At 55.2% G+C, this 24,676-nt stretch carries 24 protein-coding genes; 9 read left to right on the forward strand and 15 right to left on the reverse strand.

Translation table 11 applies throughout. From position 1 onward, the window contains the following. Nucleotides 1-109 precede the first annotated feature (109 nt). Both ABJG22_RS11070 and ABJG22_RS11075 read left to right on the forward strand, forming a co-directional pair. Entirely contained in the window at nt 110-712 is a 603-nt protein-coding gene (locus ABJG22_RS11070; RefSeq protein ID WP_348020281.1) for a nitroreductase, read from the forward strand. An 81-nt stretch (nt 713-793) separates the two neighbouring features. Continuing rightward, nucleotides 794-1,138, forward strand: coding sequence for a GntR family transcriptional regulator (locus ABJG22_RS11075; RefSeq protein WP_348020282.1), 345 nt, complete (start codon nt 794-796; stop codon nt 1,136-1,138). A 16-nt stretch (nt 1,139-1,154) separates the two neighbouring features. Here the strand turns inward: ABJG22_RS11075 and ABJG22_RS11080 are convergent, their stop codons facing one another. The 5 genes from ABJG22_RS11080 to ABJG22_RS11100 all read right to left on the reverse strand — a co-directional run bounded on the left by ABJG22_RS11080 (nt 1,155) and on the right by ABJG22_RS11100 (nt 9,558). Beyond that, nucleotides 1,155-3,131 (reverse strand): tetratricopeptide repeat protein, encoded by a 1,977-nt coding sequence (locus ABJG22_RS11080; protein WP_348020283.1) that lies wholly within the window; start codon nt 3,129-3,131, stop codon nt 1,155-1,157. 3 nt (nt 3,132-3,134) lie between these two features. Beyond that, nucleotides 3,135-4,520, reverse strand: a complete 1,386-nt coding sequence (prsR, locus tag ABJG22_RS11085) for a PEP-CTERM-box response regulator transcription factor (RefSeq protein ID WP_348020284.1) — start codon at nt 4,518-4,520, stop codon at nt 3,135-3,137. Then, nucleotides 4,517-6,613, reverse strand: coding sequence for an XrtA/PEP-CTERM system histidine kinase PrsK (prsK, locus tag ABJG22_RS11090; RefSeq protein ID WP_348020285.1), 2,097 nt, complete (start codon nt 6,611-6,613; stop codon nt 4,517-4,519). The genes prsR and prsK overlap by 4 nt, the downstream gene beginning before the upstream one ends. Nucleotide 6,614: 1 nt before the next feature. Further along, nucleotides 6,615-8,003: a TIGR03013 family XrtA/PEP-CTERM system glycosyltransferase gene (locus tag ABJG22_RS11095; protein WP_348020286.1), complete on the reverse strand. Its 1,389-nt coding sequence runs from the start codon at nt 8,001-8,003 to the stop codon at nt 6,615-6,617. 163 nt (nt 8,004-8,166) lie between these two features. Further along, nucleotides 8,167-9,558, reverse strand: a complete 1,392-nt coding sequence (locus ABJG22_RS11100) for a short-chain fatty acyl-CoA regulator family protein (RefSeq protein ID WP_348020287.1) — start codon at nt 9,556-9,558, stop codon at nt 8,167-8,169. 194 nt (nt 9,559-9,752) lie between these two features. Between ABJG22_RS11100 and ABJG22_RS11105 the strand changes: the two genes are divergently transcribed. Then, the gene (locus ABJG22_RS11105) at nt 9,753-10,187 is read left to right on the forward strand and encodes a hypothetical protein (protein ID WP_348020288.1); all 435 of its coding nucleotides are present in this window, start codon (nt 9,753-9,755) and stop codon (nt 10,185-10,187) included. Here ABJG22_RS11105 and ABJG22_RS11110 read toward each other — a convergent pair. The 5 genes from ABJG22_RS11110 to ABJG22_RS11130 all read right to left on the reverse strand — a co-directional run bounded on the left by ABJG22_RS11110 (nt 10,184) and on the right by ABJG22_RS11130 (nt 15,106). Continuing rightward, nucleotides 10,184-10,777, reverse strand: a complete 594-nt coding sequence (locus ABJG22_RS11110; RefSeq protein WP_348020289.1) for a DUF3501 family protein — start codon at nt 10,775-10,777, stop codon at nt 10,184-10,186. The genes ABJG22_RS11105 and ABJG22_RS11110 overlap by 4 nt on opposite strands. Nucleotides 10,778-10,833: 56 nt before the next feature. Continuing rightward, on the reverse strand, nt 10,834-12,165 hold the full coding sequence (locus ABJG22_RS11115) for a heterodisulfide reductase-related iron-sulfur binding cluster (RefSeq protein ID WP_348020290.1): 1,332 nt from the start codon (nt 12,163-12,165) through the stop codon (nt 10,834-10,836). A gap of 104 nt (nt 12,166-12,269) precedes the next feature. Next, nucleotides 12,270-12,689, reverse strand: a complete 420-nt coding sequence (locus ABJG22_RS11120; RefSeq protein WP_348020291.1) for a rubrerythrin family protein — start codon at nt 12,687-12,689, stop codon at nt 12,270-12,272. Between the two features lie 219 nt (nt 12,690-12,908). Continuing rightward, on the reverse strand, nt 12,909-14,231 hold the full coding sequence (locus ABJG22_RS11125; protein WP_348020355.1) for an amidohydrolase: 1,323 nt from the start codon (nt 14,229-14,231) through the stop codon (nt 12,909-12,911). A gap of 89 nt (nt 14,232-14,320) precedes the next feature. Beyond that, complete coding sequence (locus tag ABJG22_RS11130; RefSeq protein ID WP_348020292.1) at nt 14,321-15,106, reverse strand: 3-hydroxybutyrate dehydrogenase; 786 nt, start codon at nt 15,104-15,106, stop codon at nt 14,321-14,323. Nucleotides 15,107-15,232: 126 nt separating this feature from the next. Between ABJG22_RS11130 and ABJG22_RS11135 the strand changes: the two genes are divergently transcribed. Next, on the forward strand, nt 15,233-16,141 hold the full coding sequence (locus ABJG22_RS11135) for a neutral zinc metallopeptidase (RefSeq protein WP_348020293.1): 909 nt from the start codon (nt 15,233-15,235) through the stop codon (nt 16,139-16,141). Between the two features lie 42 nt (nt 16,142-16,183). Here ABJG22_RS11135 and creD read toward each other — a convergent pair whose 3' ends face one another. After that, nucleotides 16,184-17,602: a cell envelope integrity protein CreD gene (gene creD / locus ABJG22_RS11140; protein ID WP_348020294.1), complete on the reverse strand. Its 1,419-nt coding sequence runs from the start codon at nt 17,600-17,602 to the stop codon at nt 16,184-16,186. A 128-nt stretch (nt 17,603-17,730) separates the two neighbouring features. Here creD and ABJG22_RS11145 point away from each other — a divergent pair, with 128 nt between their 5' ends. Together ABJG22_RS11145 and ABJG22_RS11150 are read left to right on the forward strand one after the other, a co-directional pair. After that, a complete protein-coding gene (locus ABJG22_RS11145; protein WP_348020295.1) occupies nt 17,731-18,879 on the forward strand; it encodes an alpha-hydroxy acid oxidase in 1,149 nt (382 codons plus the stop codon). Between the two features lie 22 nt (nt 18,880-18,901). Then, nucleotides 18,902-19,393, forward strand: coding sequence for a hypothetical protein (locus ABJG22_RS11150; protein ID WP_348020296.1), 492 nt, complete (start codon nt 18,902-18,904; stop codon nt 19,391-19,393). Between the two features lie 41 nt (nt 19,394-19,434). Here ABJG22_RS11150 and ABJG22_RS11155 read toward each other — a convergent pair whose 3' ends face one another. Beyond that, complete coding sequence (locus ABJG22_RS11155) at nt 19,435-20,055, reverse strand: LysE family translocator (RefSeq protein WP_348020297.1); 621 nt, start codon at nt 20,053-20,055, stop codon at nt 19,435-19,437. A gap of 30 nt (nt 20,056-20,085) precedes the next feature. Between ABJG22_RS11155 and ABJG22_RS11160 the strand changes: the two genes are divergently transcribed. Next, entirely contained in the window at nt 20,086-20,478 is a 393-nt protein-coding gene (locus ABJG22_RS11160) for a GIY-YIG nuclease family protein (RefSeq protein WP_348020298.1), read from the forward strand. Between the two features lie 264 nt (nt 20,479-20,742). Here ABJG22_RS11160 and sdhA read toward each other — a convergent pair whose 3' ends face one another. Genes sdhA through sdhC form a run of 3 tightly spaced genes read right to left on the reverse strand, consistent with a single transcriptional unit; the run spans nt 20,743 to nt 23,364 of the window. Next, on the reverse strand, nt 20,743-22,587 hold the full coding sequence (sdhA, locus tag ABJG22_RS11165) for a succinate dehydrogenase flavoprotein subunit (protein ID WP_348020299.1): 1,845 nt from the start codon (nt 22,585-22,587) through the stop codon (nt 20,743-20,745). After that, on the reverse strand, nt 22,587-22,973 hold the full coding sequence (gene sdhD, locus ABJG22_RS11170) for a succinate dehydrogenase, hydrophobic membrane anchor protein (protein WP_050601152.1): 387 nt from the start codon (nt 22,971-22,973) through the stop codon (nt 22,587-22,589). The genes sdhA and sdhD overlap by 1 nt, the downstream gene beginning before the upstream one ends. A gap of 10 nt (nt 22,974-22,983) precedes the next feature. Next, on the reverse strand, nt 22,984-23,364 hold the full coding sequence (gene sdhC / locus ABJG22_RS11175) for a succinate dehydrogenase, cytochrome b556 subunit (protein ID WP_348020300.1): 381 nt from the start codon (nt 23,362-23,364) through the stop codon (nt 22,984-22,986). A gap of 109 nt (nt 23,365-23,473) precedes the next feature. On the opposite strand from sdhC, the gene ABJG22_RS11180 reads away from it, so the two are divergent. Further along, nucleotides 23,474-24,184, forward strand: coding sequence for an SDR family oxidoreductase (locus ABJG22_RS11180; RefSeq protein ID WP_348020301.1), 711 nt, complete (start codon nt 23,474-23,476; stop codon nt 24,182-24,184). Further along, a partial coding sequence (locus ABJG22_RS11185; RefSeq protein WP_348020302.1) for an MBL fold metallo-hydrolase occupies nt 24,174-24,676 on the forward strand: 503 nt, incomplete at its 3' end. The genes ABJG22_RS11180 and ABJG22_RS11185, both read left to right, overlap by 11 nt.

Raw genomic sequence — 24,676 nt, forward strand, 5'->3', positions numbered from 1 at the left:
ACGGCACACTAATGAAAAAATTGCGCAAGTGAAGCAGATTGTTTCAACCGAGACTGGTTTGCTACAAATTCTCCTTGCAATCAGCCCTTTCGCTCGCGAAGTGACGAACATGAGTGAAACACAATTTAACGACTTGAATAGCCTTGCAGCCTACCTGACCTCGCGGCGTTCCAGTCGTCCGCGCGACATGGTTGCACCTGGGCCGAGTGACAAGCAGATCGAAGAAATTATCACCATCGCGATGCGGACGCCGGATCACGGGAAGCTAGCACCCTGGCGTGTTATCTCGGTTGCCGCGGAACAGCGCCCCGCTTTTGCTGACGGAATCAAGTCCGCCTATCTAAAAGAGAAACCTGCCGCAGGTCGAATGGAACTGGACGGGCTTGAAACCATGGCGCATCATGCGCCAACCCTGCTGGTCATTCTATCCTCACCGGTCGAATCGACAAAAATCCCACTCTGGGAACAAGAGTTAAGTTGCGGGGCCTTTACGATGAATATCCTGCACGCGGCCCATTCCATGGGATTCGTTGGTGGCTGGATCACCGGCTGGCCGGCGTTTAACGGAGATGTCCGCGATATGTTCGGATCTGCTTCGGATAAAATTGCGGGGTTCCTTTATCTCGGCACATCCAACGGCGAACTGACCGAACGTCCACGCCCCCAGTTGAAGGATATAATCTCGTCCTGGCAGCCCCCAGCGTTGGATTGACCTACGCCAGTCACGGCGCGGAAGCGAGACGATCTCAACTTACAGCTTGCCTGCGTCGCTGTATTATGGCAGTGAAGCAGCATGAACAATGCAAGTAAACCAGTCTATCTGAAATTGAGGGACATTATTTCCGAATCCATTCTCGATGGTGAGTATCTTGAAGGCGATATGCTGCCTTCCGTTCGCGTTTTCGCGGCCGAACAAGGTGCAAATCCTCTAACCGTAGCGAAAGCCTATCAAGGGTTTCAGGAAGATGGGTTGGTCACGGTGAAACGCGGTGTTGGTATGTTTGTCGCTACCGGCGCAAAAAACCGCCTGCGCCAGACCCAAAAAGAAGATTTTATCAAAAATATCTGGCCTCCGGTAGAACGCCAGATGAAACGACTGAATTTGTCCGTCGATGATTTGTTGAAAAGCGACGCTTAAAAGCAGTCTAGCCGCCCTACCCCGCTTCTCGCACTTGCCGCAGGCTTTTCTGATAGAGCGCATTATCCGGCATGATCGCGACCGCTTTTTTAAGCAAGCTGACAGCATCCTGCTTGCGCGCGTCATCTTCTGCCAGCGCTAAACCGTAGAGATGTGATATCACAGGGCTTGACGGTTGAACGCGATAAGCCACCTCTCCTGCCTCGATAGCTTTCTCAACATCACCCATGCCAATATAGGCCTCGATCAAGCCAGCCATGATCACGGCATCATTCTCACCAATACGTTTTCGCAGATTTTCTAGAATATGTGCCGCTATCGCCCAGCTTTCCGTTTCCAGGTGCGCATGCGCCAACCAGCGTAGCCCAGCGATATTACTCGGATTATGGGTCAGAAATTGCGCCAATATATGACTCGAACTCTGCATTGCGCCCTTTGAACGCATCGCCTCAACCAGGCGCAGCATAACCGGCTCGGAGAAGCGGATGGCGCGGGCCTGCTCGAGGGCGATGACCGCTTCATCAACATTCCCCATTGCGGTGGCCACATCAGCGACCAAAATATGCGCGTCACTTGCTCCGGGATTGGCGAACTGCAGTCGCTTCGCTTCAACAAGGGCCGCACTATAGTCACCCGCATCATAGAGTGCGCGAATATAGGGAACGACCACCCGCGCATCACCGGCGCTTCGTTGTGCAGCACCGCGCAAGACACTCAGCGGGACTGTGGGAAGAAAGGCGCTTTCATTGCCCCGACTATGAATTGCGGCACGATTAAGAAACACAGCAGCCTCGCCACGTTGGTCGTTTGCTTCAAGCGCCCGGCCCGCCAACCATAAGGGGTAAGAATCCGCTCCGCTACGCGTAACCTGCGACTGCAACACGTCCACCGCATCAATCGGGCTACCCGCCAGATATAGTGACCGCGCGAGCAAATTTTGCGCTTGTCGATTATTCGGTTGAATGGAGACCAGACGGCTGAACCGATCAACGGCGGCGTTATAATTACCCTCCCGATGCTCGATGATACCTTGCACCAGCATCACGGCCGGCACATTCTCCATCGACCCGCCAACTTGATGCATCAATCTTCTTGCAAGCCCATAGTCGCCTGCTCTCGCGGCAAGAACCGCCTGCATAAAAAATGCTCGAGGATTGCGACCATCGAGCGAAATGATCTTGCGCACGAGCTTGAGCATCTCAGTCATGCGGCCCATATCGCCAAGCGTCGCGGCATATTCGGTCAACACCGATACATCGTTCGGATCAATTTCGAGCGCCCGTTTAAACCACGGCAAAGCCGCCCCCAGTCCGAACTGGGATCGTAACAATTCACCGCGATATTGCAAAACGCGAATATTCTGGGAATCGATCCTCACCGCCCGATCCACTGCATTTGTCGCCCCGGCCTGATCACCAGAAGCCGCTCGAAAACGTGCAATGTCGACCCATAAGTCTGGATTTTCTGGATCCAGTTCCATCGCGCGACCGAACGACTGACCAGCTAATTGTTGGTCACCCAATTGCAGCGCCACTTTACCCATGATCCGCGCGGCATAGCCTTGATGTTCGGAAGGGATATCGTCCGCCAACAATTCATCACGCGCCTTTTGTGGTTCGCCCTGCAAATATAATGCGTGACCATAGAGATGCCGGACAGCCGCCCGGTTTGAGCCGAGCTGGACCGCCCAGTTCAGCTCTGCTTCCGCTGCAATCCCGTCAAAAAGGCTCAGAAGAACTTCCGCTTGCGCTACCCGCGCGTCTATCCACTCGGGATCAGCCTGTATCGCATTCATCAATTCGATACGCGCAGACCTTATATCACGATCTGCGCGATATTGCAGCGCCATTGCAAAGGCTTCGCGCGCCTCGGCATTGCCTTCGCTAGCCGCCAGAATTGCGGTTGGGATACTGCCCAGAGATAGAACCAACAATGCCGCCAAGGCGCAAGCTTTGCGGTACTCCGCCAATTTTCCAGTCACATATCGCAACATGGATCAGCTGGCCTGCTGCAATTTATATTGCTTAAGCAAATCATATAGGGTGGGCCGGCTAATCCCGAGCAACTTGGCTGCATTGGAAATATTGCCACTGGTTTGCGAAATCGCGCGCAAGATTGCTGAACGGTCAGCCGCTTCACGGGCGGCTTTCAAATTCAGCAAATCGGTCGCTGCATTTTCATCAACGTCCATATCCAAATCCTTCGCAGCAATCATCTTGCCATCAGCCATGATGACAGCTCGCTTGATCCGGTTTTCCAATTCGCGAACATTGCCCGGCCAATCCCATGCTTCCAGAGCCGCCAAGGCGTCGGGAGCGAGACCTTTCACCGTGGGGTTTATTTCCGCAGAAAATTTCTTCTGGAAATGCCGCGCAAGAAGGCTGGCATCCCCGGACCGCTCGGCCAATGATGGAATTTTAATCACAATCTCGGCAAGGCGATAATAGAGATCTTCCCGGAACAGATTTTCCTGGATCATCTCTTCGAGATTCTGATGTGTCGCACAAACGATCCGGGTATCGACCGCAATCGCTTTACGTCCACCAATCCGCTCGATCACACGTTCCTGCAGGAAACGCAGCAGTTTCACCTGTAATGGCAGCGGAATATCGCCGACCTCATCAAGGAAAAGCGTTCCGCCGTCGGCCTGTTCGATCTTCCCTTCCGTTGTCTTGATCGCCCCGGTAAATGCCCCTTTTTCATGTCCGAACAATTCGGACTCCAAAAGATTTTCAGGAATAGCCGCACAGTTTATCGCTACAAATGACTTATCCTTGCGATCACTTGATTCATGCAGACCTTTGGCGAGCAATTCTTTGCCGGTCCCGCTGGCGCCCAACAACATCACTGTCGCGTTGGTATTGGCCACCCGCTCGACCATCTGTGCGATTTTCAGCATTTCCGGAGCACCGGTAATGATCTGACCCAATATTTTGCCCTCGCCGTTACTGCGCGCGGCTAGGCTGGCATTTTCTTGTTCCAATTTGCGGACATGAAAGGCACGTCGTACGATCAGACCCAGTTCGTCAATATCCACCGGCTTCTGATAAAAGTCCCACGCACCGCTAGAAATAGCCTGCAAGGCACTGGCCTTCTCCCCATGGCCGGAAGCAACAATCACCTTTGTATCCGGCTTGAGGCGCAAAATCATATCCATCGTCGCGAAGCCCTCGGTCGTGCCATCCGGATCAGGCGGTAGACCGAGATCAAGAGTGACCACATCCGGTTCTTCGGCACGCAACATTTCAATGGCGCTTTCACGATCACCGGCAATAATGACGTCAAAATCATCATAAGCCCATTTGAGTTGCTTTTGCAGACCGGGGTCATCTTCGACGATCAGCAGCTTTTCTTTTCGCGGTTGATTTTTATCCGGCATCATGCGGCCCTTTCATCTGCTAAATTTTCTTCCGGCAACTGCACGACGAGCGGCAGGGTCAATGTGAAACGGCTGCCCACGCCTTCCTTGCTTTCCACTTCCAGTCGCCCATTCATAGCCCGCGCTAGTTCGCGGGCTTCATATACGCCAATTCCAAAACCGCCCTGTTTGCTCGAAGCAAAGGGTTTGAAAAGTTGATTCCGGATGAATTCGTTCGACATGCCCGTTCCCCGATCCCGCACTTCAATTGCCACGCTGAGGTCACGACAATGGGCGTTTATACTGATCGGCGACTCTTCGGCACTGGCATCAATGGCATTTTGAATCAAATGGCCGAGAATCTGATCCACGCGAACGGGATCCGCCAGAACCGATACATCCTCGACCTGAGTGCTTTCAATTTTGTGCAACAGTCGTTTTTTCTCGACGATGGCCTGGATCAATGCACGCACTTTAACCGGCTTTGGTTCTTCTGAATTTGCCTTGTTATGCTGCGACAATCGTTCGAGCAGGCTGTTCATCTTGCCCGCGGAATCCTGTAATGTTTCGATCATATCGGCTTGAAATTCGGGGTTATCTGCATGGCGTTTTGCATTCCCTGCGAGAAGGCTCAACTGGCTCACAAGATTCTTGATATCGTGCATGATGAACGCCATCCGGCGATTAAACTCGTCAAACCTCTGCGCTTCGGAAAGCGATTCCTGGCTGCGCGATTCCGCAAGATAGCTCGCAACCTGACGGCCAACAACGCGCAGCATATCAAGGTCTTCCCAATCGAGTGTCCGATTGATCCGCGGTCGCGCCAACAGCACCAGCCCGGCGAGGCGATCGAAATGGACTAGCGGAACACCGACCCATGTCTCCTCATCCCACGTCATCCAGCGCGGGATAGCGGTAAGGTCGCATTTATCGTCCTTGCCGGCACGCAGGGCATCAAATTCCACGATATGATTGGTCTCTTCGAAAAATGATATCGTACGGCTCGTACAAGCTCTTGCCGGTACATGAATAGACGACCAGTTCCACCGGGATTGCAAAACCAGCTGGCCGGAATCGTCCGGCATCAACAAAATACCGCCAGGTGACTCGGTAATATCGGCAATCGCCTTTATCACCCGTTCGTGAAACGGCGCGCTATCCGATCCCGGACGCCCGATTGTATCGGTAAAACGAATCCACTCCGTCCGGTAATCATAGCGATGTTGAAAAAAATTCTTCGCCAGCTTGACCTTTAGCCAAGCCCGAAACCGTCCCGACGGTAGCAAGAGCAAGGCGCCGATCGAGGTGACGAACAGGAAACTGATCTGGGCCAGACGCGCATAGTCACCGCCAATGAACTGCAGCCCGGTTGCAATCACAACCATCATCAATAGATAGCTGCCGATCGCGACAAGCGACAGCGAACGAAACGCGACCCGACGCGACAGTTCCAGTTTCCATTCCCTGTTGCGGATAGATGCCAGCAGCAAAATGGGGGCAATTATTGCAATCAATGCCCCCCGCATAGCGTGCAATTCATAGGGAATTTGCTGGGTTAGATAGGTGATCGTGAAAAGATTGAGATCAAACGTCCAAATCGCCGCCAATGACGCCATCGGCAGACGGATTCCCCATCGCGTTTCGGGAGCCGAGATGGAGTATAGATTATGCACCAGCACAAGCGCGCCGACGGAAAAAATCATCCGCATAACCGTTGAAGTATAGAGGGTGACGTCTTCAAGACGCGGGTTTCCAGACAAAATGGGCACCAGAGAATCGACGACAATTTGACCGATCAAAACAAAGGCCAACGCAACATAGATCACGTTAACTGTCTTCGGCTCGTTACGCCCTTCCCCGGCGCGCAACAAAATGAACATGAAGGCCAGCCAACCGAAGTTGCGCAAGCTTTCCGTGAAGCGAGTAATGGGAGACAAATATCCTTCGACCGATATCGACAATGCCCACATGCTCGTCAGCGTTGTCGCAATGATCAACCATATATGCTTGTCAGTACGTTCCACCTTGCGCTGAAACTGCCAGATCGACAGCGCGCCAAAAAAAACCGCAGCAATGCCATGTCCGAAGAGACTGATATGACCGAGTAACGCCTCCATCTTAACGTACGCCCTCCGGCCACAAGACCACACGAATGGTTTGCAAAATGATCAGCAAGTCCAGAAAGGGCGTATAGTTTTTGGCGTAATAGAGATCATATTCCAGCTTGTGTCGGGAATCTTCTATCGACGCCCCATAGGGATAGTTGATCTGCGCCCAGCCCGTGATGCCCGGCTTCACAATATGGCGTTCGGCATAATAGGGCATTTTGGTCTGCAAATCGGCTACAAATTGTGGCCGTTCAGGGCGCGGTCCAACAAAGCTCATTTCGCCTTTCAAAACGCTCCAAGCCTGAGGCAATTCGTCAATGCGGACCTTGCGAATGAAACGACCGACACGGGTGATCCTTGGGTCATTCTCAGCTGCCCAGACTGCCTCGCCCGCAGATTCAGCGTCGGCGCGCATCGAACGGAGCTTCAGGATGTTAAATTTTTGGCCATAAAGCCCTACGCGTTCCTGACGGAAAAAGGCCCCGCCTTCGCTTTCCAACTTGATCAGCAGTGCGAAGAATAAAATCACTGGCCCGGTCAGCACGAGGAGCAGAAAGCTCAAGAAGATATCAAAGCCCCGCTTGAACAATTTGGACAGACGGCGGCCCGATGAAAAACCATCGGAGAATATAAACCAGCTAGGGTTCACACTGCCCAAATCGACACGCCCTGTTTCCCGTTCGAGAAAAGTCGACATATCGTTGACGTGAACACCGGTTGTCTTGATCGTAAGCAAATCCGCAACCGGAAGCGAATTGCGGCGCTCCTCAAGCGCGAGAACAACTTCGCTCACCTCAAGATCTGTCACATGTTGCAGCAAGTTATCGATATCCTGACGTCGGACGGCGCCATCAATCCTGCCAGGTCCGTCAACCATTTGAACATAACCAGCGATAATGAAACCACTATCAGATCGCTTTTCAAGCGCAGCAATGCGCCGTGCGCGCGGCCCAGCCCCGAGAATAAGCAATCGGCGCTTAAAGACATCAATGTCGATAACCGTCCCCAGCAAAATTCGGATGATCATCAGAAACACAATCGCCAAGACCATGGCGTAGAGAGAGTTGGAACGCCACAGCGTCACGCCGGGCATGGCAAATGCAAGCAAGGACAGGAAGATGACGCCGAGGGAAATGGCCACCAATGTCCGCGCAACCGCAAAACGCAGGGATTGCAGTGCTTCGGAACCATATCCGCCAACAGCGATCAGAGCCAGTTGCAAGGCAAAAGCGAAGCTAAAAATTGGAGCCGGTCGATCAAAGAGCGAACCGATTTGCATGTTGATCTGGAGGGCGCGCAATATCCAACCAATCTCTGCAGCAGCGAGCAGGAGGAGAAAATCAATCAAACCCAGAAAAAGTACCGGATATGGGATGTAATGCTTGAACAATCGGATCATGTTGCGCCTGCTCTTTCCTCAACCCACTTTTGCTCTTAGGCAAAATTGGTTATCTGTCGGTAAACTTTACAGAGGAAATTCCGCAAAATCACGGAATTCCGTCAATATTGTTCAATATGCCGACAGTTTCGCAGTGCGCGGTAAGCTGAATTTGCCTTTTCGTCTAGTCGTTGACGAAATCAAACGGCGTCAATCCGCGTTCCCGTTCGTCAAATTGGAGCACCCGGCTCCGCGGCGGCGCTGATCGCTGCGAACATTGCGGCCGAGTGCAAGCGGGGCAACCTAGCCCAATGGGAACGGCCTGTTCGATGCTCAAATCCTTGCCACGCGCATAATGGAGTGCGGACGCGACATCGGCAGAAACGCCCAATCCGATAGCAAATGCCGGCGTATGGCCACCGGCTCCTGAGCCGATCCCCTGAACCGCACGGGACAGGGTGAACCACGTAGAACCATCTTCCAGAGCGACCAATTGTGACCGAACCTCTGATGGTTGTTCAAAAACACGATGAATATCCCAAAGCGGGCATCGGTGCGCACTTTCCACCAGCGGCGCATTACTCGCCCCGGCATAGCGTTTTGAGATCAAGCCGGAACGATCGATACGAACCATGAAAAATGGCAAGCCCCGGGATCCAACCCGCTGCAATGTGGTCAAACGGTGCGCAACTTGTTCAAAACCCGCTCCGAAACGGCGTTGAAGCAGTTGAATGCGATAGCCAGTCTGCTCGCAGGCTTTGAGAAACCGCTCATAAGGCATCATCAAAGCGGCGGCGAAATAGCTCGAAAGATGGCGACGGAATAATTTTTCTGCAGCACCATCGGTAAAATTGCCACCGGCTGCCAGCGCATCAATTTCCCGCTTTGCTTCAATTTGACCGAGCAGCAAAGCCGCCTGAAACGTACGAGAAGCCGGATCAAGCATTTCCGAAAGCTGGAGTTGCCTAGCATGCAGGTCAAGGCGCCGCAGCTTGTCAGAAAGCACAGTTTCCGGCAAAATCCGGATCATCAACTGATGTTTGACCCGCAACCTCTCGGTTATTGCACCATAGAGATCGCCAGCGCCGAGACGCAATTCATCGGCGAGTTCTTCGGCCATAGAGTCCAGATCAGCGAAATGGTTGCGCCAGCGTTCTATTTCGCGCCGCACCGCCTGGATTGGATCGGGCGCCACGCTTTCTCCGGCTTCGCCAGTCGTTTTGCGATTGTCAAAAAGCCTTACAAAAGCCTCCGCGCTATTCGGAGATGCGATCAGCCATTCTTCCAGCTCGGTACGATCGATCGACAGGTCCTCGAACAGCGGATCGGCCAGTCGTTGACGGATTGCATCAATACCGCCACCGGGTTCTGCCGCAATTAGCTGCCGGGGATCAAAGTCAAATCGGTCCGCCAACAAGAGCATCAAACGGGCACTCAGCGGCCGTTGGTTGCGCTCGATGAGGTTTAGATAGCTGGGTGAAATGTCCAGCGCCTGAGCCAAAGCGACTTGCGTCATCGCGGCGCTGCGACGAAGCCGCTTGATCGCGGCACCAGCAAAGAGTTTTGGGTTTGTCATGAAACGCCTATGTAAATTTATTTACAAAAATTCAAGATGAATTGCAGTTTTTTACAAAACCGATGTGATCATCGTGCGGACTCTTCGCCCTGCGATTGCACGCCAATCCGCCTGCGCCTCATTCTCTGGGTAAATATTTCTTAACCGCAACAGGCTATTTCCTACCTGTCTCTTAAAGCAATTGGTGCTCTAGCATGATCAAAGAATCCGTCCTTTTTGTCGCATCCACCGGAATGCTGATCTATTTTCTATCACCATCGGGAGAGACCCCCACGCCGGAAACGATAAAAGCGGAGACGCAAAAGAAAGCCGTCGTCGCCGCTGACGTTGCGGATGACAGTTGGGGTGAAGAAGAAGAAGAAGAAGAAGAAGAAAATTATGAGGACTTCACATTCGGGCAGCCGATAACGGATTCATATGACAGCGAAGACGACGATGAAGCCTGGGACGAAGAGGAAAGCTCCTATAGCGAAGACGCGGAAACCGCGAATAGAGCGCCATCGCAGCGTCCAACCGCAAGCAGACAGAAAACAGCATCATCGAACAGCCCCGCGCCGGATGACGTCGGCGGGATAAACAACCCGATTATATTTAAAACGAATAACCCATCAAATCCAGTCGACGATTAGTCTAGATCACGGGCCATATCACGGCGGCATTCATCGCTGATAATCGCGGCATGGCCATAGTTTGGATGATCAATCTGGATCATCACCTGCCCTTCCATGCTTTTCCATTTTTCGACTTGCTCAGCAGTGAGCGGGAAATGGATGAATTGCACAGCGCTAACCTTCCCGTCAGGGCGGGTGCGGTCAATGTCCTGTTCGGGCTCCGCAGTCACTTTTTGATCGCCGATGACAAGATGAATATGCTGATCGACGCCACCTAAAGTCTTTAGGAAAGCCGTGCGGCGTTCTTCTTCGTCAATTTCAAACATCAATGTGCCGGTAAATTCCGACCCGTTGGGCACCATTGGATTATAAGCGTCCAGCTCGTCGACAAGCTGTTCATCCCCGCCCTTTTCAATGCGCAACATCTCTTGAACTTGCAGCCACATACTTTCCCAGCTTTCCAGCTGGATCGTCGCATAGGGCCCAATTGCAAGCCGCCGGAACTTCTTGCGCAGGATCGATTCCTGCCGCTTGTCTTTGCGGATCAGTTCATAATCCTCGAGCGAGATAATATCGTCTTTGGTGATTTCGTTCGTATCGCGCGGCATATTCAATCCTTAAAAATCTTATAGGGTTCGCAGACGACGGCCAGCGAACCAATGCATCAGAAGCCATAAGCCTTGGCGAGTAATTCTATCGGGTGCCCGATCCGTTCGGGTAGATTTTTTTGCCCACCGCTCTCCATGACTTGTTTGAGATGCGGACCAGCAAGCGGGCATTCACTGACCATATAATCCGGATCACCTTTTGCCACACCCCGCGCAGCCGGGCGGCCAACCTTGACGGCTTTATCGAAATTTTCTTTGAAAATCCCCCACTTTCCGCCATGACCAGAGCAACGCTCTGTAATCGTCGGCTTGGCTTCGGGAATCAATTTCAGCATTTCCATTGCCTTGGGGCCCATGTTTTGGGCGCGGCTGTGGCAAGCGAAATGAATCCCGATTTGGGCGGCCATCGGTTCGATCGGCATGATGCCGTTGCCTTTCGCAATCTCGACAACATATTCACTCAGATCGCGCGTAGCCTCTGCCAGCTTCGCCACGGCAGGATTATCCGGCAGGATTAGTGGCCATTCGAATTTCATCATCAATGCGCAACTGGGTGTCAGCGCGACAACATCATAACCGTCGTCGATAATCGGTTCGAAAAAGGCCGCAACCTGCTCAGCCGATGTCGCGACGGCAGGCAAATCACCATTTTCCAATTTCGGCATGCCGCAACAACCGGGATATTCAACCCGTGTTTGCACGCCATTATGCGACAGCACATCAAGCGCAGCCTTGCCCGCCGTCTGGTCATTAAAATTGCCATAGCAGGTGGCATAAATTGCAGCCTTCCGGCCAAAAGCGGGGCCGTCAGTATTCGCAACCGGTCCATGGCCCACATGTTTATAAGTCAGCGGTACATCTTCAAATTCGGGTAGATGGGCACGCTTGTCGATGCCTGCCACGCTCTCCAGAACGCCCCGCGTCAATCCGTTCGTTGCCTTGGTTGCCCAATTGGCCGCACCTGCCACTGTACCGGCCAAAACCGCATTGCGATCCATTTCGGCAAGCTGTTTGTCGACAAATCCAGTTTTGCCCTTGCGGTTTTCAACGGCCCGATGGCGGAGCATCAGATGTGGAAAATCGAGATCAAATTCATGAGGCGGGACATAGGGACATTTGACCATGAAACACATGTCGCAGAGCGTACAGGCATCCACGACACCCTTGATATCACTGGTACTTAGGTCATCGACTTCCTCATTCGGACTTTCGTCAATCAAATCAAAAAGCTGCGGAAAACTGTCACATAAGTTGAAGCACCGGCGGCAGCCATGACAAATATCAAAGACCCGGCGCAACTCCTGATCCAGCGCCTCCTCATCATAGTAGGATTCATCCTGCCATGCTATCGGATGACGCACGGGCGCGCCCAAACTGCCTTCTGTCATGATATGGCCCCTGTCGCCTTACTGGCGAGGTCTGAAAGTGAAAAATTGTGCCGCCGCTCCTTGGGAGGAGAGATTCGACGGCGGCACAATTTTAGATGAACCTATTAATCGTCCATCGATTCCAGTGTTTTCTGAAACTTGCCAGCGTGGCTTTTCTCGGCTTTTGCAAGCGTTTCAAACCAGTCCGCAATCTCTTCAAAGCCTTCTTCACGAGCGGACTTCGCCATGCCCGGATACATGTCGGTATATTCGTGGGTTTCGCCCGCGATTGCCGATTTCAGATTGTCAGAAGTCGCGCCAATTGGTTCACCGGTTGCCGGATCACCAACTTCTTCGAGATATTCAAGATGACCGTGCGCGTGGCCGGTTTCACCTTCTGCAGTCGACCGGAAAACGGCCGCTACATCGTTATAACCTTCGATATCCGCTTTCTGGGCGAAATAAAGATAGCGCCGGTTCGCTTGGCTTTCTCCAGCAAAGGCATCTTTCAAATTCTGTTCGGTTTTGCTTCCCGCAAGTCCCATAATCTTCTCCTATAGGCATGAATGATATTTATACCGACTTCAAGAATCGGATTGGGAAGATGTTAGGCCGGGGTTGAGGTGCACTCCATCGAATTTTTTGATCACAAACAATCGGAAAAATCGATCAATATATTGCAACTTATTCGCAATAGCGATTATTGCGACAATATGTTTCATTTCGAAAGGTCGGCGGCACAGCAGACTGCGCCGCCGATCCCTCTATTTTTTCATGATATGCAAGGTCGCAGCCGTCAGGGCTTCAGCCCCGGTGGAAATCACTTTCTCGGCATCCGGTGCCCAAAATGGGCTGTGCAAGGACGGCAGTTTTGTGCCTTCTGTTTGGGAGGCCTGGAATTCCGCCATTGGCACACCACCGACCCAGAAGATCATGCTGTTGATACTCTCATCCGCACGCCGATAACGGCTAAAATCTTCTCCGCCCATGACCGGCTTCGACTGACGCACCCGCTGTTTACCGAAACGGCCTTCAAATAGCGTCGCCATTTCCTGCGTGAATTCCGGACTATTATAGGTGGCTGGCGTGAATTCTGAATCGCGTATTGATACGACCGGCATCCGATCCTCTGGCATTCCGGCTGCGATCGCTTCACCACGGGCGATCCTCTTGATCCCGTCGAGCAGCTTAGCGCGCGTGTCGTCGCCATAGCTGCGCACAGTGATCAACAGCAGCGCTTCATCCGAAATGATATTATGTTTGGTACCGGCCTGAAAACTACCGACCGTCACAACAGCCGGATCCTGCGGATCAATTTCGCGGCTTACCAATGTTTGCAAAGACCCTACGATGCGGCTTGCCAGAACAACGGGATCTTTGGTCGTGTGCGGGTAAGCCCCGTGACCACCGACACCCTTCACGTGAATGTCGACGCTATCGACATTGGCCAGCGCATATCCAGGCGAATATCCGATAAATCCGGCAGGCGCGCCAGAGGCGTCATGGAAAGCCAGCGCATAGTCGGGTTTCGGGAAGCGCGTGTATAAGCCGTCCTCCAACATCGCCACGGCCCCTTCCCCGGTTTCCTCTGCCGGCTGCAAAATCATGACGAGGGTTCCGGACCACTCATCTTTGCGTGACGAAAGCTGCCGGGCTGCTGCAACCCAACCGGTCATATGCGTGTCATGGCCGCAAGCGTGCATAACAAATGTCTCGTTGCCCTGACGCGTTTTCGCTTTGACGGTCGAAGCAAAAGGAAGTCCGGTTTTCTCCTCTAAGGGCAAGCCATCCATATCGGCCCGGAGCATCACAGTCGGCCCCTCGCCATTTTCCATAACCGCTACAACGCCGGTGCCACCCACTTTTTCGGTTACAGTGAAGCCAAGACGGCGCGCTTCGGCGGCCAGCTTGGCTGCGGTGCGGACTTCCTCGCCGCTCAGTTCGGGATTGGCGTGAAGGTCGCGATAGATTTCCATCAAGGATGGCAAGTCAGCGGAAATGGCATCCTTTAGTCCATCCGCCTGTGCCGGAGAAGCCGCCAGTACCGAAGCCGCCGCCAGCAAACCCAATTTCATCAATTTTCGCATCATCATCCCCAATATTTATCTTTTTGCCGCCGACCCAGAGGTCGAAGACGCTTGTTCGTTTAAAAAATATGCAATCCGTGTACCTACAATCACTGCGCCGTCCAGCCCCCATCAATGGACATATTCGAGCCCGTGATCGAACGGGCATCATCTTTACAAAGGAAAACCGCTAATGCGCCAATCTGCTCGATCTGGACAAATTCCTTGGTCGGTTGCGGGGCCAACAAAACGTCGTTGATCACCTGCTCCCGCGTTAGTCCGCGCACTTCCATCGTGTTGGGAATTTGCCCTTCGACCAATGGTGTCCATGTATAGCCCGGGGAGATGGTGTTGACTGTTATCCCGTGGGTTGCCACTTCCAGAGCCACGGTCTTGCCAAAGCCATCAATCGCATGTTTCGCAGCATTATAGGCCGACTTATAAGGGCTAGCGACCTTGCTGTGCATCGACCCGGTATTGATGATCCTGCCCCAACCCTTTTTCTTCATGCCCGGCAGCACCGCTTTGGTTGTGTGGAACGCACTGTTCATGATGATGTCCATGATGTCATCCCATTTGTCTTCGGGGAATTCATCTACCGGCGCGACAAACTGGATACCGGCATTGTTGATCAATATATCAACCGTGCCCAATTGCGCTTCGCAGTCAGCGCACATTTGCCGGATCTCTTCCGGCTTGGTCATATCTGCATTGCTATAAGCCGCCTTCGCGCCGCTCAGCGATTCCAGCTCCTGTAACAGCGCTTCAATCTCGCCGGCATCGCCAAAGCCGTTGATCATCACCGCAGCACCTTCCGCTGCCAGCGCTTTGGCATAGCCGCCGCCAATACCCGACGTGCTACCTGTGATCAGCGCCACCTTGCCCTTTAGAAACATGTAAACTCTCCTTTTCGGCGACCTTAAAAGAGTCGAACCGGACTGCAATCCTTTTGTAAAAGAAATCAGCATTGCTTGCGCTTTTCACTGAATCAGGCGATTTAGCATATCAGGAGGAAATTAGTTATGCGCTTAGACGATCTGGACCCCAGCAAGAATGTTCGTGATCAGGGACGCCGCAGCGGCGGGGGGTTTGGCAGTGGCGGTGGTGGAGGCCTCGGCCTTCTGCTCAGTTTTCTACCAATGCTCCTCGGGCGCAAAATGGGTTGCGGCACAATTTTATTGATCGGCGGCGCTGCATTGGCGTTCATGTATTTCAGTGGCGGCGGCCTGCAACTGGCAGACGGCGTTGGATCATCGAGCTCACAATCCGCAAACTCTGGTGCCAATGTCGCCTGTGATACGCAGGAAGAGAGATTCGCCTGCCAAGTGCTTGCCTCAACCGAGCAGACATGGGCGAAACTTTTTCAACAACAAGGCCAACGCTATCGCCCAACCACCCTCACCTTTTATGACCAATCCGGTCAATCAGGCTGTGGTGCAGCGCAGGCAGCGATGGGACCATTTTATTGCCCGGCAGATCAAGGCGTCTATCTGGACACCAGTTTCTTCCGGGAAATGTCGACGCGAATGGGCGCGAAAGGCGATTTCGCACAAGCCTATGTTATCGCGCATGAAGTCGGTCATCACATCCAGAACCTAACCGGCGTCGCGGATCAAGTGCGCAATGCGCAAAGCCGCGCGAGCAAGGCCGAGGGCAATGCGTTGCAGGTCCGGATGGAATTGCAGGCCGATTGCTATGCCGGAGTCTGGGCGGCACAAAATGCCAACAGGATGGAACCTGGCGATGTAGAAGAAGGGTTGAATGCAGCCCATGCGATCGGTGACGATACGCTGATGCGGGGAGCGGGCCAGCGGCCAGTCGAAAGCATGTTCACTCACGGATCATCCGAGCAGCGGATGGCATGGCTCCGCAGAGGCATGCAGACCGGCGATCCATCCACATGTGATACTTTTGCTAACGGCGCTGTTTAGTAACAAACGGGCTCCGGCTTGATACCGGAGCCCGTCTATCGATCATGCTTTGCTGCGGCTCAAGCTGCTGGACCAATCCAACCGCCGGGTGACAAACATCACCCCGGCCAAGGCCACGAAGATCAGCAGCGATCCGATCAGCAGCGAATAGGCCTCAAGGCTCAGCAAGATATAGATCGCACCATAGAGACCGGCGAGCAAAGCACCCACGACGGATGCTCTTCGCCAACTTGACAGCACGGAAGCCGAATAGGCCGTGATCAAACCAATGGTCGCCGCCGATGCTGCAATGAATGCCAGCGCAAATCCGATGATTTCGGCGAAGGCGAGCAGCAGAACAAAGAACAACACCAATGCCGCGCCGATCAATATATATTGCGCCGATGAAATGCGGATTCCGGCGAGCAGATCAAACAGCAGAAACGCAACAAAGGTAAATCCGATGATCAGGAAGCCATATTTGGCGGCCCGATCAACCTGCCCGTACAGGTCTACCGGTTGAATCAGACTCACGGTCGCACTGGCTGCTACCCCGTTGTTGTTGCGGTCGTAACGGCCTGCTTCGGGATAAATCTGTTGTCCGCCTTCGGTAGAAACCAGCGCCGTACCAAGCGCCAGATTGTTGATGATATATTTTGCCTCAAAACCGTCGGCGCTGACTTTCGTTTGCTCGACCTCTGGAAGAAAACTTCCGGTGAAGCTGGGGTGCGGCCATTCCGATTTGACGGTCCATTCAGTCTGTCCGGCATGCGGTGCGATAGTCACGCTCTCATTACCCTTGAAACGAATAGAAAATTCCGTCGTCATTTCTCCCTCGATGAGCTTGGTCGCATCGACCCAGGCAAAGAAACCACTATTGCCGGTCTCGCCCAGCCCTTTCCCGGGCTTCAGCGTCAGCGGCTGACCGTCAATCGTGACGACATTGTCACCCGCCAACCCGCGCGCGTCGGACAATCCAAACCGCAGCTCCGCGCTTGCAAAGTCAATATCCTCCATCGCAATGCCGTTTAGTTCAAAATCATCCGGCAATTTGAACTCGGCATCCCCTTTGAGGTTACTGTCATAGACAACAACCTCATATATGGCGCGTTCCTTTATCTCGGTTTTAAGCGCACTCTCCAGTTTCACCGTCTGCGGTGCCAGATAGAATTCACGCCGGACCCGATTGGTTCTGGTGATCTTCTTGCCATCCTGTTCCACCATCTCTTCCACGCTGGCAATATAGGGCAACACCAGCTTGGGGCCGGAAAACACTTGTTCGCCACCCCAACCCGAAACGATCGATTGTTGCGCGGTTTCGCTTTGGCTTTGACGATCATAAACCAGCAGCCAGGTTGCGAATAATGGTATCGTCAACAAGAAGCCCAACAGCAAAACCACCAGGAATTTTCGTCCGGGAGATTGTTCCGGTTTCGATAGATCAGGGCTCGGCTTAGCACCCCCGTCTTGAATTTTTGTCATGTTATTTCCCTCTTTCATTCGCAACAAAGGTTGCTTGCGAGACGCGCGTCTTCGTCTAAACTATCCACCTGATCATTACATCATCTGCGATGGAATGAGGCGCACGTGCGTCGAATCGAAAGGTCGTTATGAATATTTCGGATTGCCACAATGTGAACGACTTCCGCGCGCTCGCCAAAAAACGTCTGCCCTTTCCGATATTTGACTATATTGATGGCGCAGCGGACGATGAAGTAACACGCCGTCGAAACACCAATGCCTATGAACGGTGCGATTTGGTGCCCAATGTCCTCGCGGGTGTCGAAAATATCGACATGAGCACAACGGTCATGGGACAGAAGCTGGCTATGCCCCTATTTCTTTCGCCGACAGCCCTACAGCGCCTGTTCCACTGGCAGGGCGAGCGCGCCGTTGCCCAGGCGGCCCAAAAATTCGGAACCTATTTTGGCATCTCTTCGCTCGCCACGGTGAGCATTGAAGAAATCGGCTCCAGCATCAGCACCCCAAAAATGTTCCAGCTTTATGTGCACAAGGACAAGGGCCTCAACCGATCAATGGTGGAACGATGCAAAGCGGCCAAATTTGATGCGCTGACACTGACAGTCGACACAATTGTGGGTGGCAATCGCGAGAGGTGCCTGCGCTCGGGCTTTACCAGTCCGCCGAAAATCACTCCGACCAGTTTCTGGAGCTATGCAGCAAAACCGGCCTGGGGCCTAAACTATATGTTCCGCGACAAGTTTGAGCTGTCGAACCTGAAAGACCATGTCTCGGAAGGCACCAGCGTTCCCAATAGCGTCGCCGACTATTTCACCAATATGCTCGACCAATCGCTCGACTGGGCGATGGCCGAGGAAATTGCGAAGGATTGGAATGGAGAATTCTGCCTGAAGGGCATCATGTCAGTTGATGATGCAAAGCGCGCGGTTGATATCGGCGCGACCGCCATCATGGTCTCGAATCATGGCGGACGGCAACTGGATGGCAGCCGCGCGCCCTTCGACCAGTTGGCAGAGATTTGCGATGCGGTTGGCGACAAGCTCGACGTGATTTGTGATGGCGGCATCACCCGGGGTAGCCATGTGCTGAAAGCTCTTAGCGTCGGGGCAAAAGCCTGCTCGGGCGGACGGCTTTATCTCTATGCCCTCGCGGCCGCAGGACAAGGAGGGGTTGAGAGAATCCTCTCTTTGCTGCAAGCTGAGATTGAACGCGACATGAAGTTAATGGGCGTTACGGCGGTCGATCAATTGAACCGTGACAATCTGCGATTTCGATAACCGGCACGTTCGGAGGATTGAAATGAGAAAATCGACGCACGCAATCGGCATGATATTGGCCATTGGCCTCTTGGAAGCAGCAGCACTAGCCCAAGAAGGCGCGAAACAAGATTCGGCGCTGGAAACGGCGGGTAACAAAGTTACCGAACCATTTGATGGCAAGGAAGTGCCCCAGAAGCTGAAAGATATTCAAAAGAATCCCTATTCACTCCGCGGCCTTCGAACCTGCTCTGCGATCCAGCGGGAAGTCCGCGAACTCAATGCAGTGCTCGGCCCCGACGTCAATGAGAAGGTCAATAAGAGCAAAGCCAAACAACGCGAACGAACTGCTGGCCGGGTGGCGGGTAGCGCCATTGGATCGATCATCCCGTTCGGCGGTATTATCGGAGAAGTCACGGGCGCCAATGCGGAGCGCAGGCGTTACAATAAAGCGATCTATGCAGGCACTGTCCGGCGCGGTTTCCTAAAAGGCGTCGGTCTGCAAAAAGGATGCAAGGCACCGGCCCGTCCCTGAACCCTATCCGCTGCACAGCATATGGTCAGGTTCTTCCGAATTCAGCGGATGGTTTCCATAAAAAACCAGATGGCAATGAGCGCCAGCATCACGGCGAACCCTCTCCGCACGTAGCGCGCATAAGGGCTGCTGGTCAGCCAGCCATGGGCCCAACCTGCAAACAGGACGATAAGCAGGTGGACCATCGTCGCGATCGCCACATAGGTGGCGGACAATTGCAGCGTCTGCACGGCAACTGACTGGCCGGCATCGATATAGCCGGGCAAAACGACGATGAAAAAGGCCGCTGCCTTGGGGTTCAGCAGATTGATGATCAGGCCACGACGGAAATATCTGACAGGAGAGTCAGATTTATGGATAGCGGACGGAGATACTTCCCTTTCCCCTACCCAAGCCTCCCATGCCAGCCAAAGCAGAAAGCCCGATCCGGCATAGCGGAGGAGATCAAAAACCAGCGCCGACTGTTGCGCCAGTTGCGCCAAACCCAGAGCAGAAGCCGCCGCGATAATCGCCAGCCCCAGCCCGATACCCGCCGTCGCGGCAAATCCCGCGCGCTTTCCTTCACTCGCACTGAGCAACGCCAGCCAACCCATGTTCGGGCCGGGCGTCAGCTCGAGCAGCAGGACAACGAGCAGAAAAGAGGGGAGCATAGGCGCAAGCATGGGGATGCTTCTATCGGGATTGGTAGACGGGTGGAAGCGATTGAAAGGCCCCAAGCGGAATATTTAACAGTTTCAGCCTGTCATGCCAGCGCAGGCTGGCATCCATACCGATCTCGTCATACCCAAAAACTGATGAAACAAGCCTATGTCTATATTATGACCAGCAAACCCTTCGGCACGCTCTACATCGGAGTTACGACAAATCTTCCGGCGCGAATATCCCAGCACAAGGGCGGAGCCGGCTCAGATTATTGTCGTAAGAATGGCCTAGATCGCCTGGTGTACATCGAAGACTACGCAACTCCGCACGAGGCCATAGCACGCGAGAAAGCAATGAAAGCCTGGAAGCGCCGGTGGAAAACCGATCTGATTATCAAGACCAATCCACAGTGGCGCGATTTGTGGGATGATTTGAATGCCTGATCGTCATGCCAGCGTAGGCTGGCATCCAAACCAATGGTGCGATGAGGAAATACTCTTTCCTCATTCAAGTCCGGTTTAGGCCCCAGCCTGCGCTGGGGCGACTGCAGGAGAGTATCCCCAGATCACCCGTCATGCCAGCGGAGGCTGGCATCCATACCAATGGTGCGATGAGGAAATACTCTTTCCTCATTCAAGTCCGGTTTAGGCCCCAGCCTGCGCTGGGGCGACAATTGATCACAGTCGTGTTTCGAACCAATCCCGGAATCAATAAACCCGTTTCTTCGGCTTCACATAGGTCGCTTCGTCGGTCAGCGTATAATCATGCACGGGGCGATAGCTGATTTCGCTTTTGCCGCCCTTGCCGCCCCAGCCTTCGAAGGTGATGACCGTGTGCTTCATCCATTCCTTGTCATTCCGGTCTTCATAATCTTCGTGCATGTGTGCGCCGCGGCTTTCCTTGCGGTTGGCAGCCGCCTTGATCGTGACCATCGCCTGACTCATCAGATTGTCGAGCTCTAGCGTTTCGATCAGGTCGGTGTTCCAGACCAGCGAGCGGTCGGTGACGCCGACATCGGCAAGCTTCGCGTTGACCTTGTCCATCGCGGCAACGCCTTCGTCGAGCAGTTTATTGTCGCGGAACACGGCGGCATGGGCCTGCATGGTTTTCTGCATTTCTAGACGCAAGTCAGCCGTCGGGGTCGAACCCTTGGCGTTGCGGAAATGGTCAAGCCGTTGCAGTGCCAAATCAGCGGAATCCGTAGGTAGGGGCTTGTGCGACGCGTTGGGCGTCAGCTTTTCCTTAAGCCGAAGACCCGTTGCGCGACCAAAGACCACCAGATCGATCAGCGAGTTGGAACCAAGACGGTTTGCACCGTGCACAGACACACAGGCTGCTTCGCCCACGGCATAAAGCCCTTCGACGATCGCGTCCGGATCATCCTTGGTCGGGTTGATCACTTCACCATGATAGTTACAGGGTATGCCGCCCATATTATAATGAACCGTCGGCACCACCGGCAGGGCTTCGCGCGTCAGGTCGACACCAGCAAAAATCTTGCCGGTTTCGGTGATACCCGGCAACCGTTCGGCCAGCACTTCGGGCGCGATATGGTCGAGGTGGAGATAGATATGGTCCTTCTCCGGTCCGACACCGCGGCCTTCACGAATTTCGGTCGCCATGCAGCGCGAGACAACGTCACGGCTGGCCAGATCTTTCGCGCTCGGCGCATAGCGTTCCATGAACCGCTCACCTTCCGAATTGGTAAGGTAGCCGCCCTCGCCGCGTGCGCCTTCGGTGATGAGCACGCCCGCGCCGTAAATGCCGGTGGGGTGGAACTGGACGAATTCCATGTCCTGCATCGGCAGGCCTGCGCGCAGCACCATGCCGCCGCCGTCGCCGGTGCAGGTATGCGCGCTGGTGGCGGTGAAGTAGCAGCGGCCATAGCCGCCGGTTGCCAGCACCACCGCCTTCGAACGGAAGCGGTGGATCGTGCCGTCGTCGAGGCACATGGCGATCACGCCGACGCATTCCTTCTCGCCATTCGCGCCGTCCTTCATGATGAGGTCGAGCGCGAAATATTCGATGAAGAAGTCCGCGGCGTATTTCAGGCTCTGCTGGTAGAGCGCGTGCAGCATGGCGTGACCGGTCCGGTCGGCGGCGGCGCAGGTGCGCTGCACCGGCGGGCCTTCGCCCATGTTCTGCATGTGCCCGCCGAACGGGCGCTGGTAGATCGTGCCGTCGTCATTGCGGCTGAAGGGCACGCCGGCGTGCTCCAGCTCGTAAACCGCCTGCGGCGCTTCGCGCACCAGATATTCGATCGCGTCCTGGTCGCCCAGCCAGTCCGACCCCTTGACGGTGTCGTACATGTGCCACGACCAGTGGTCGGGCGTGTTGTTGCCGAGGCTGGCGGCGATCCCGCCCTGCGCTGCAACGGTATGCGAACGGGGCGGGAAGACCTTGGTGATGTTGGGGGGCTTGGGGCCGCTTTCGGCGGCGCCCATCGTGGCGCGCAGGCCCGAGCCGCCGGCGCCGACGACGACCACGTCGTAGGTGTGGTCGGTGATCGGGTATTCGCGGCCATTGATGCTGAAGGTTTCGGTACGGGCCATCAGGCGGCTCCTCCAAGGGCGAGGCGGGCAATCGATACGAGACCGAAGGCGCCGCCGCCGATGGTTGCAAGGTTGAGAAGGGCGATGACGCCGAACTTGGTCCCGGCGTCGTGGACATAGTCTTCGATCAGCACCTGCAGGCCGAGGCGTGCGTGCCAGAAGACGGAAATGATCAGCAGTGCCAGCGCAGTGGCCGGCAGCGTCTGCGCCGCCCAGCCGGCAACCGTGCCGTAGGAATAGTCGGGCAACAGCGCGAGGCTGAACGCAAGGAACAGCATCAGCGCCAGATTGCCGATGGCGGTGAAGCGCTGCACCAGCCAGTGATGCGCGCCTTCATGCGCCGAGCCGAGCCCGCGCACGCGTCCGATCGAGGTTCCGTTACCCATGGTGTAGCCCTTAGCGAAGCAGGATGAGGGCCCAGAAGCCCCCAGTGAGAAGAATGCCGATCAGCGGCGCGAGGATCGACCAGGTCTTGTTGGTTTCAAGCTCGTAACCGGCACCGATGTCGAGCACGAAGTGGCGCAGGCCGCTCATCATGTGGGTGAAGAAGGCCCACGACAGGCCGACCAGCACAACCATGCCCAGCGGCGATCCCATGATGGTGGCGAAGGTTTCATACGCGCCCGGCCCCGCGGCCATCGCGCCCAGCCACCACAGCAGCACGCCCAGACCGACCAGTGCCATCCCGTCGCCGGTGATACGGTGCAGGATCGAGACCGCCATGTGCGGACCCCATTTCCAGACTTGCAAGTGCGGCGCCATCGGGCGGTTGGCCATGGTGATCTTCCGATAGAAACAATTTGGAACGCCTCCCTTAGCGATGTGATCGTGCGTGACAAGGCGGGGGGCCTCGACAAGATGCGCAATTTTTTCGAATAGGGTTTGCATGACATGCATTCTACTTACCGGCGCAAGCCGCGGGATCGGCGCCGCCGCCAAACGGGCGCTGGAAGCGCGCGGTGCGCGCGTGGTCGGCCAGGCCACCAAGGCCGATTCGACCGATATGGTCGCCGCCGATTTCTGCGAACCGGGCGCGCCGCAGGAATTGTGGCAAACCGCGCTGGCGCGCGCCGGCGGCAGCATCGACGTGCTCGTCAACAACGCCGGCCTGTTCGATCCCAGCCCGCTCGACCGGTCGGACATCGCCTGGCTCGATGCCTGGGAAGACACGCTCCGGATCAATCTCACCGCCGCCGCGCAGCTCAGCCGCTTTGCCGTGCGCCACTGGCAGGAACGCGGCGTTGCGGGCCGCATCGTCCATGTCGCCAGCCGGGCGGGCCACCGCGGCGATTCGCCCGCGCACTGGCATTATGCCGCGGCCAAGGGCGGGATGCTGGCGATGCACAAGACCATCGCCCGCGCCTATGCCGGCGAAGGCATTCTCAGCTTCGCGATCACTCCCGGCTTCACCGACACCGCGATGGCGGGCGATTACCTCGAAAGCCGCGGCGGGCCCGGCCTGCTGGCGGATATCCCGCTGGGCCGCGTCGCCGAACCCGAAGAAATCGCGACGCTGATCGCGTTCTGCGCGCTCGATGCACCTGCCAGCATGACCGGCGCCACGCTCGATGCGAACGGCGCCAGCTATGTTCGCTAGAACCGGAGCCGGCCTCGCGCTTGCGGCCGCGTGCCTCGCCGGCTGCGCACCGCCGATCCAGTCCCGTCCCGACCTGCCCGCGCCCGAGCAGGTTACGCCGCAGCAATGGGCTGCCGGTTGCGAGCCGTGGGACGATTGGGACAAGCCCGCCCCGCCCTACCGCATCCACGGCTCGACCTATTATGTCGGCACTTGCGGCATCTCGGCGATCCTCGTCGCGGGGCCGGCCGGACACCTGCTGATCGACAGCGGGACCGAAGCGGGCGCCGAAGTGGTGCTCGACAACATCGGCAAGCTCGGTTTCCGCCCCGACGAGATCGCCAGCGTGCTGCACAGCCACGAACATTTCGACCACACCGGCGGCCATGCGCGCGTCAAGCAAGCCAGCGGCGCGCATGTCGTCGCCTCGCCCGCTGCCGCGCCTGCGCTGCGCAGCGGCCTGAGCATTGCCGAAGACCCGCAATACGGACTGCACGAACCGATGGCGCCGGT

The sequence above is a fragment of the Parasphingorhabdus sp. genome (genome assembly GCF_039939955.1).
GTDB lineage: Bacteria > Pseudomonadota > Alphaproteobacteria > Sphingomonadales > Sphingomonadaceae > Parasphingorhabdus.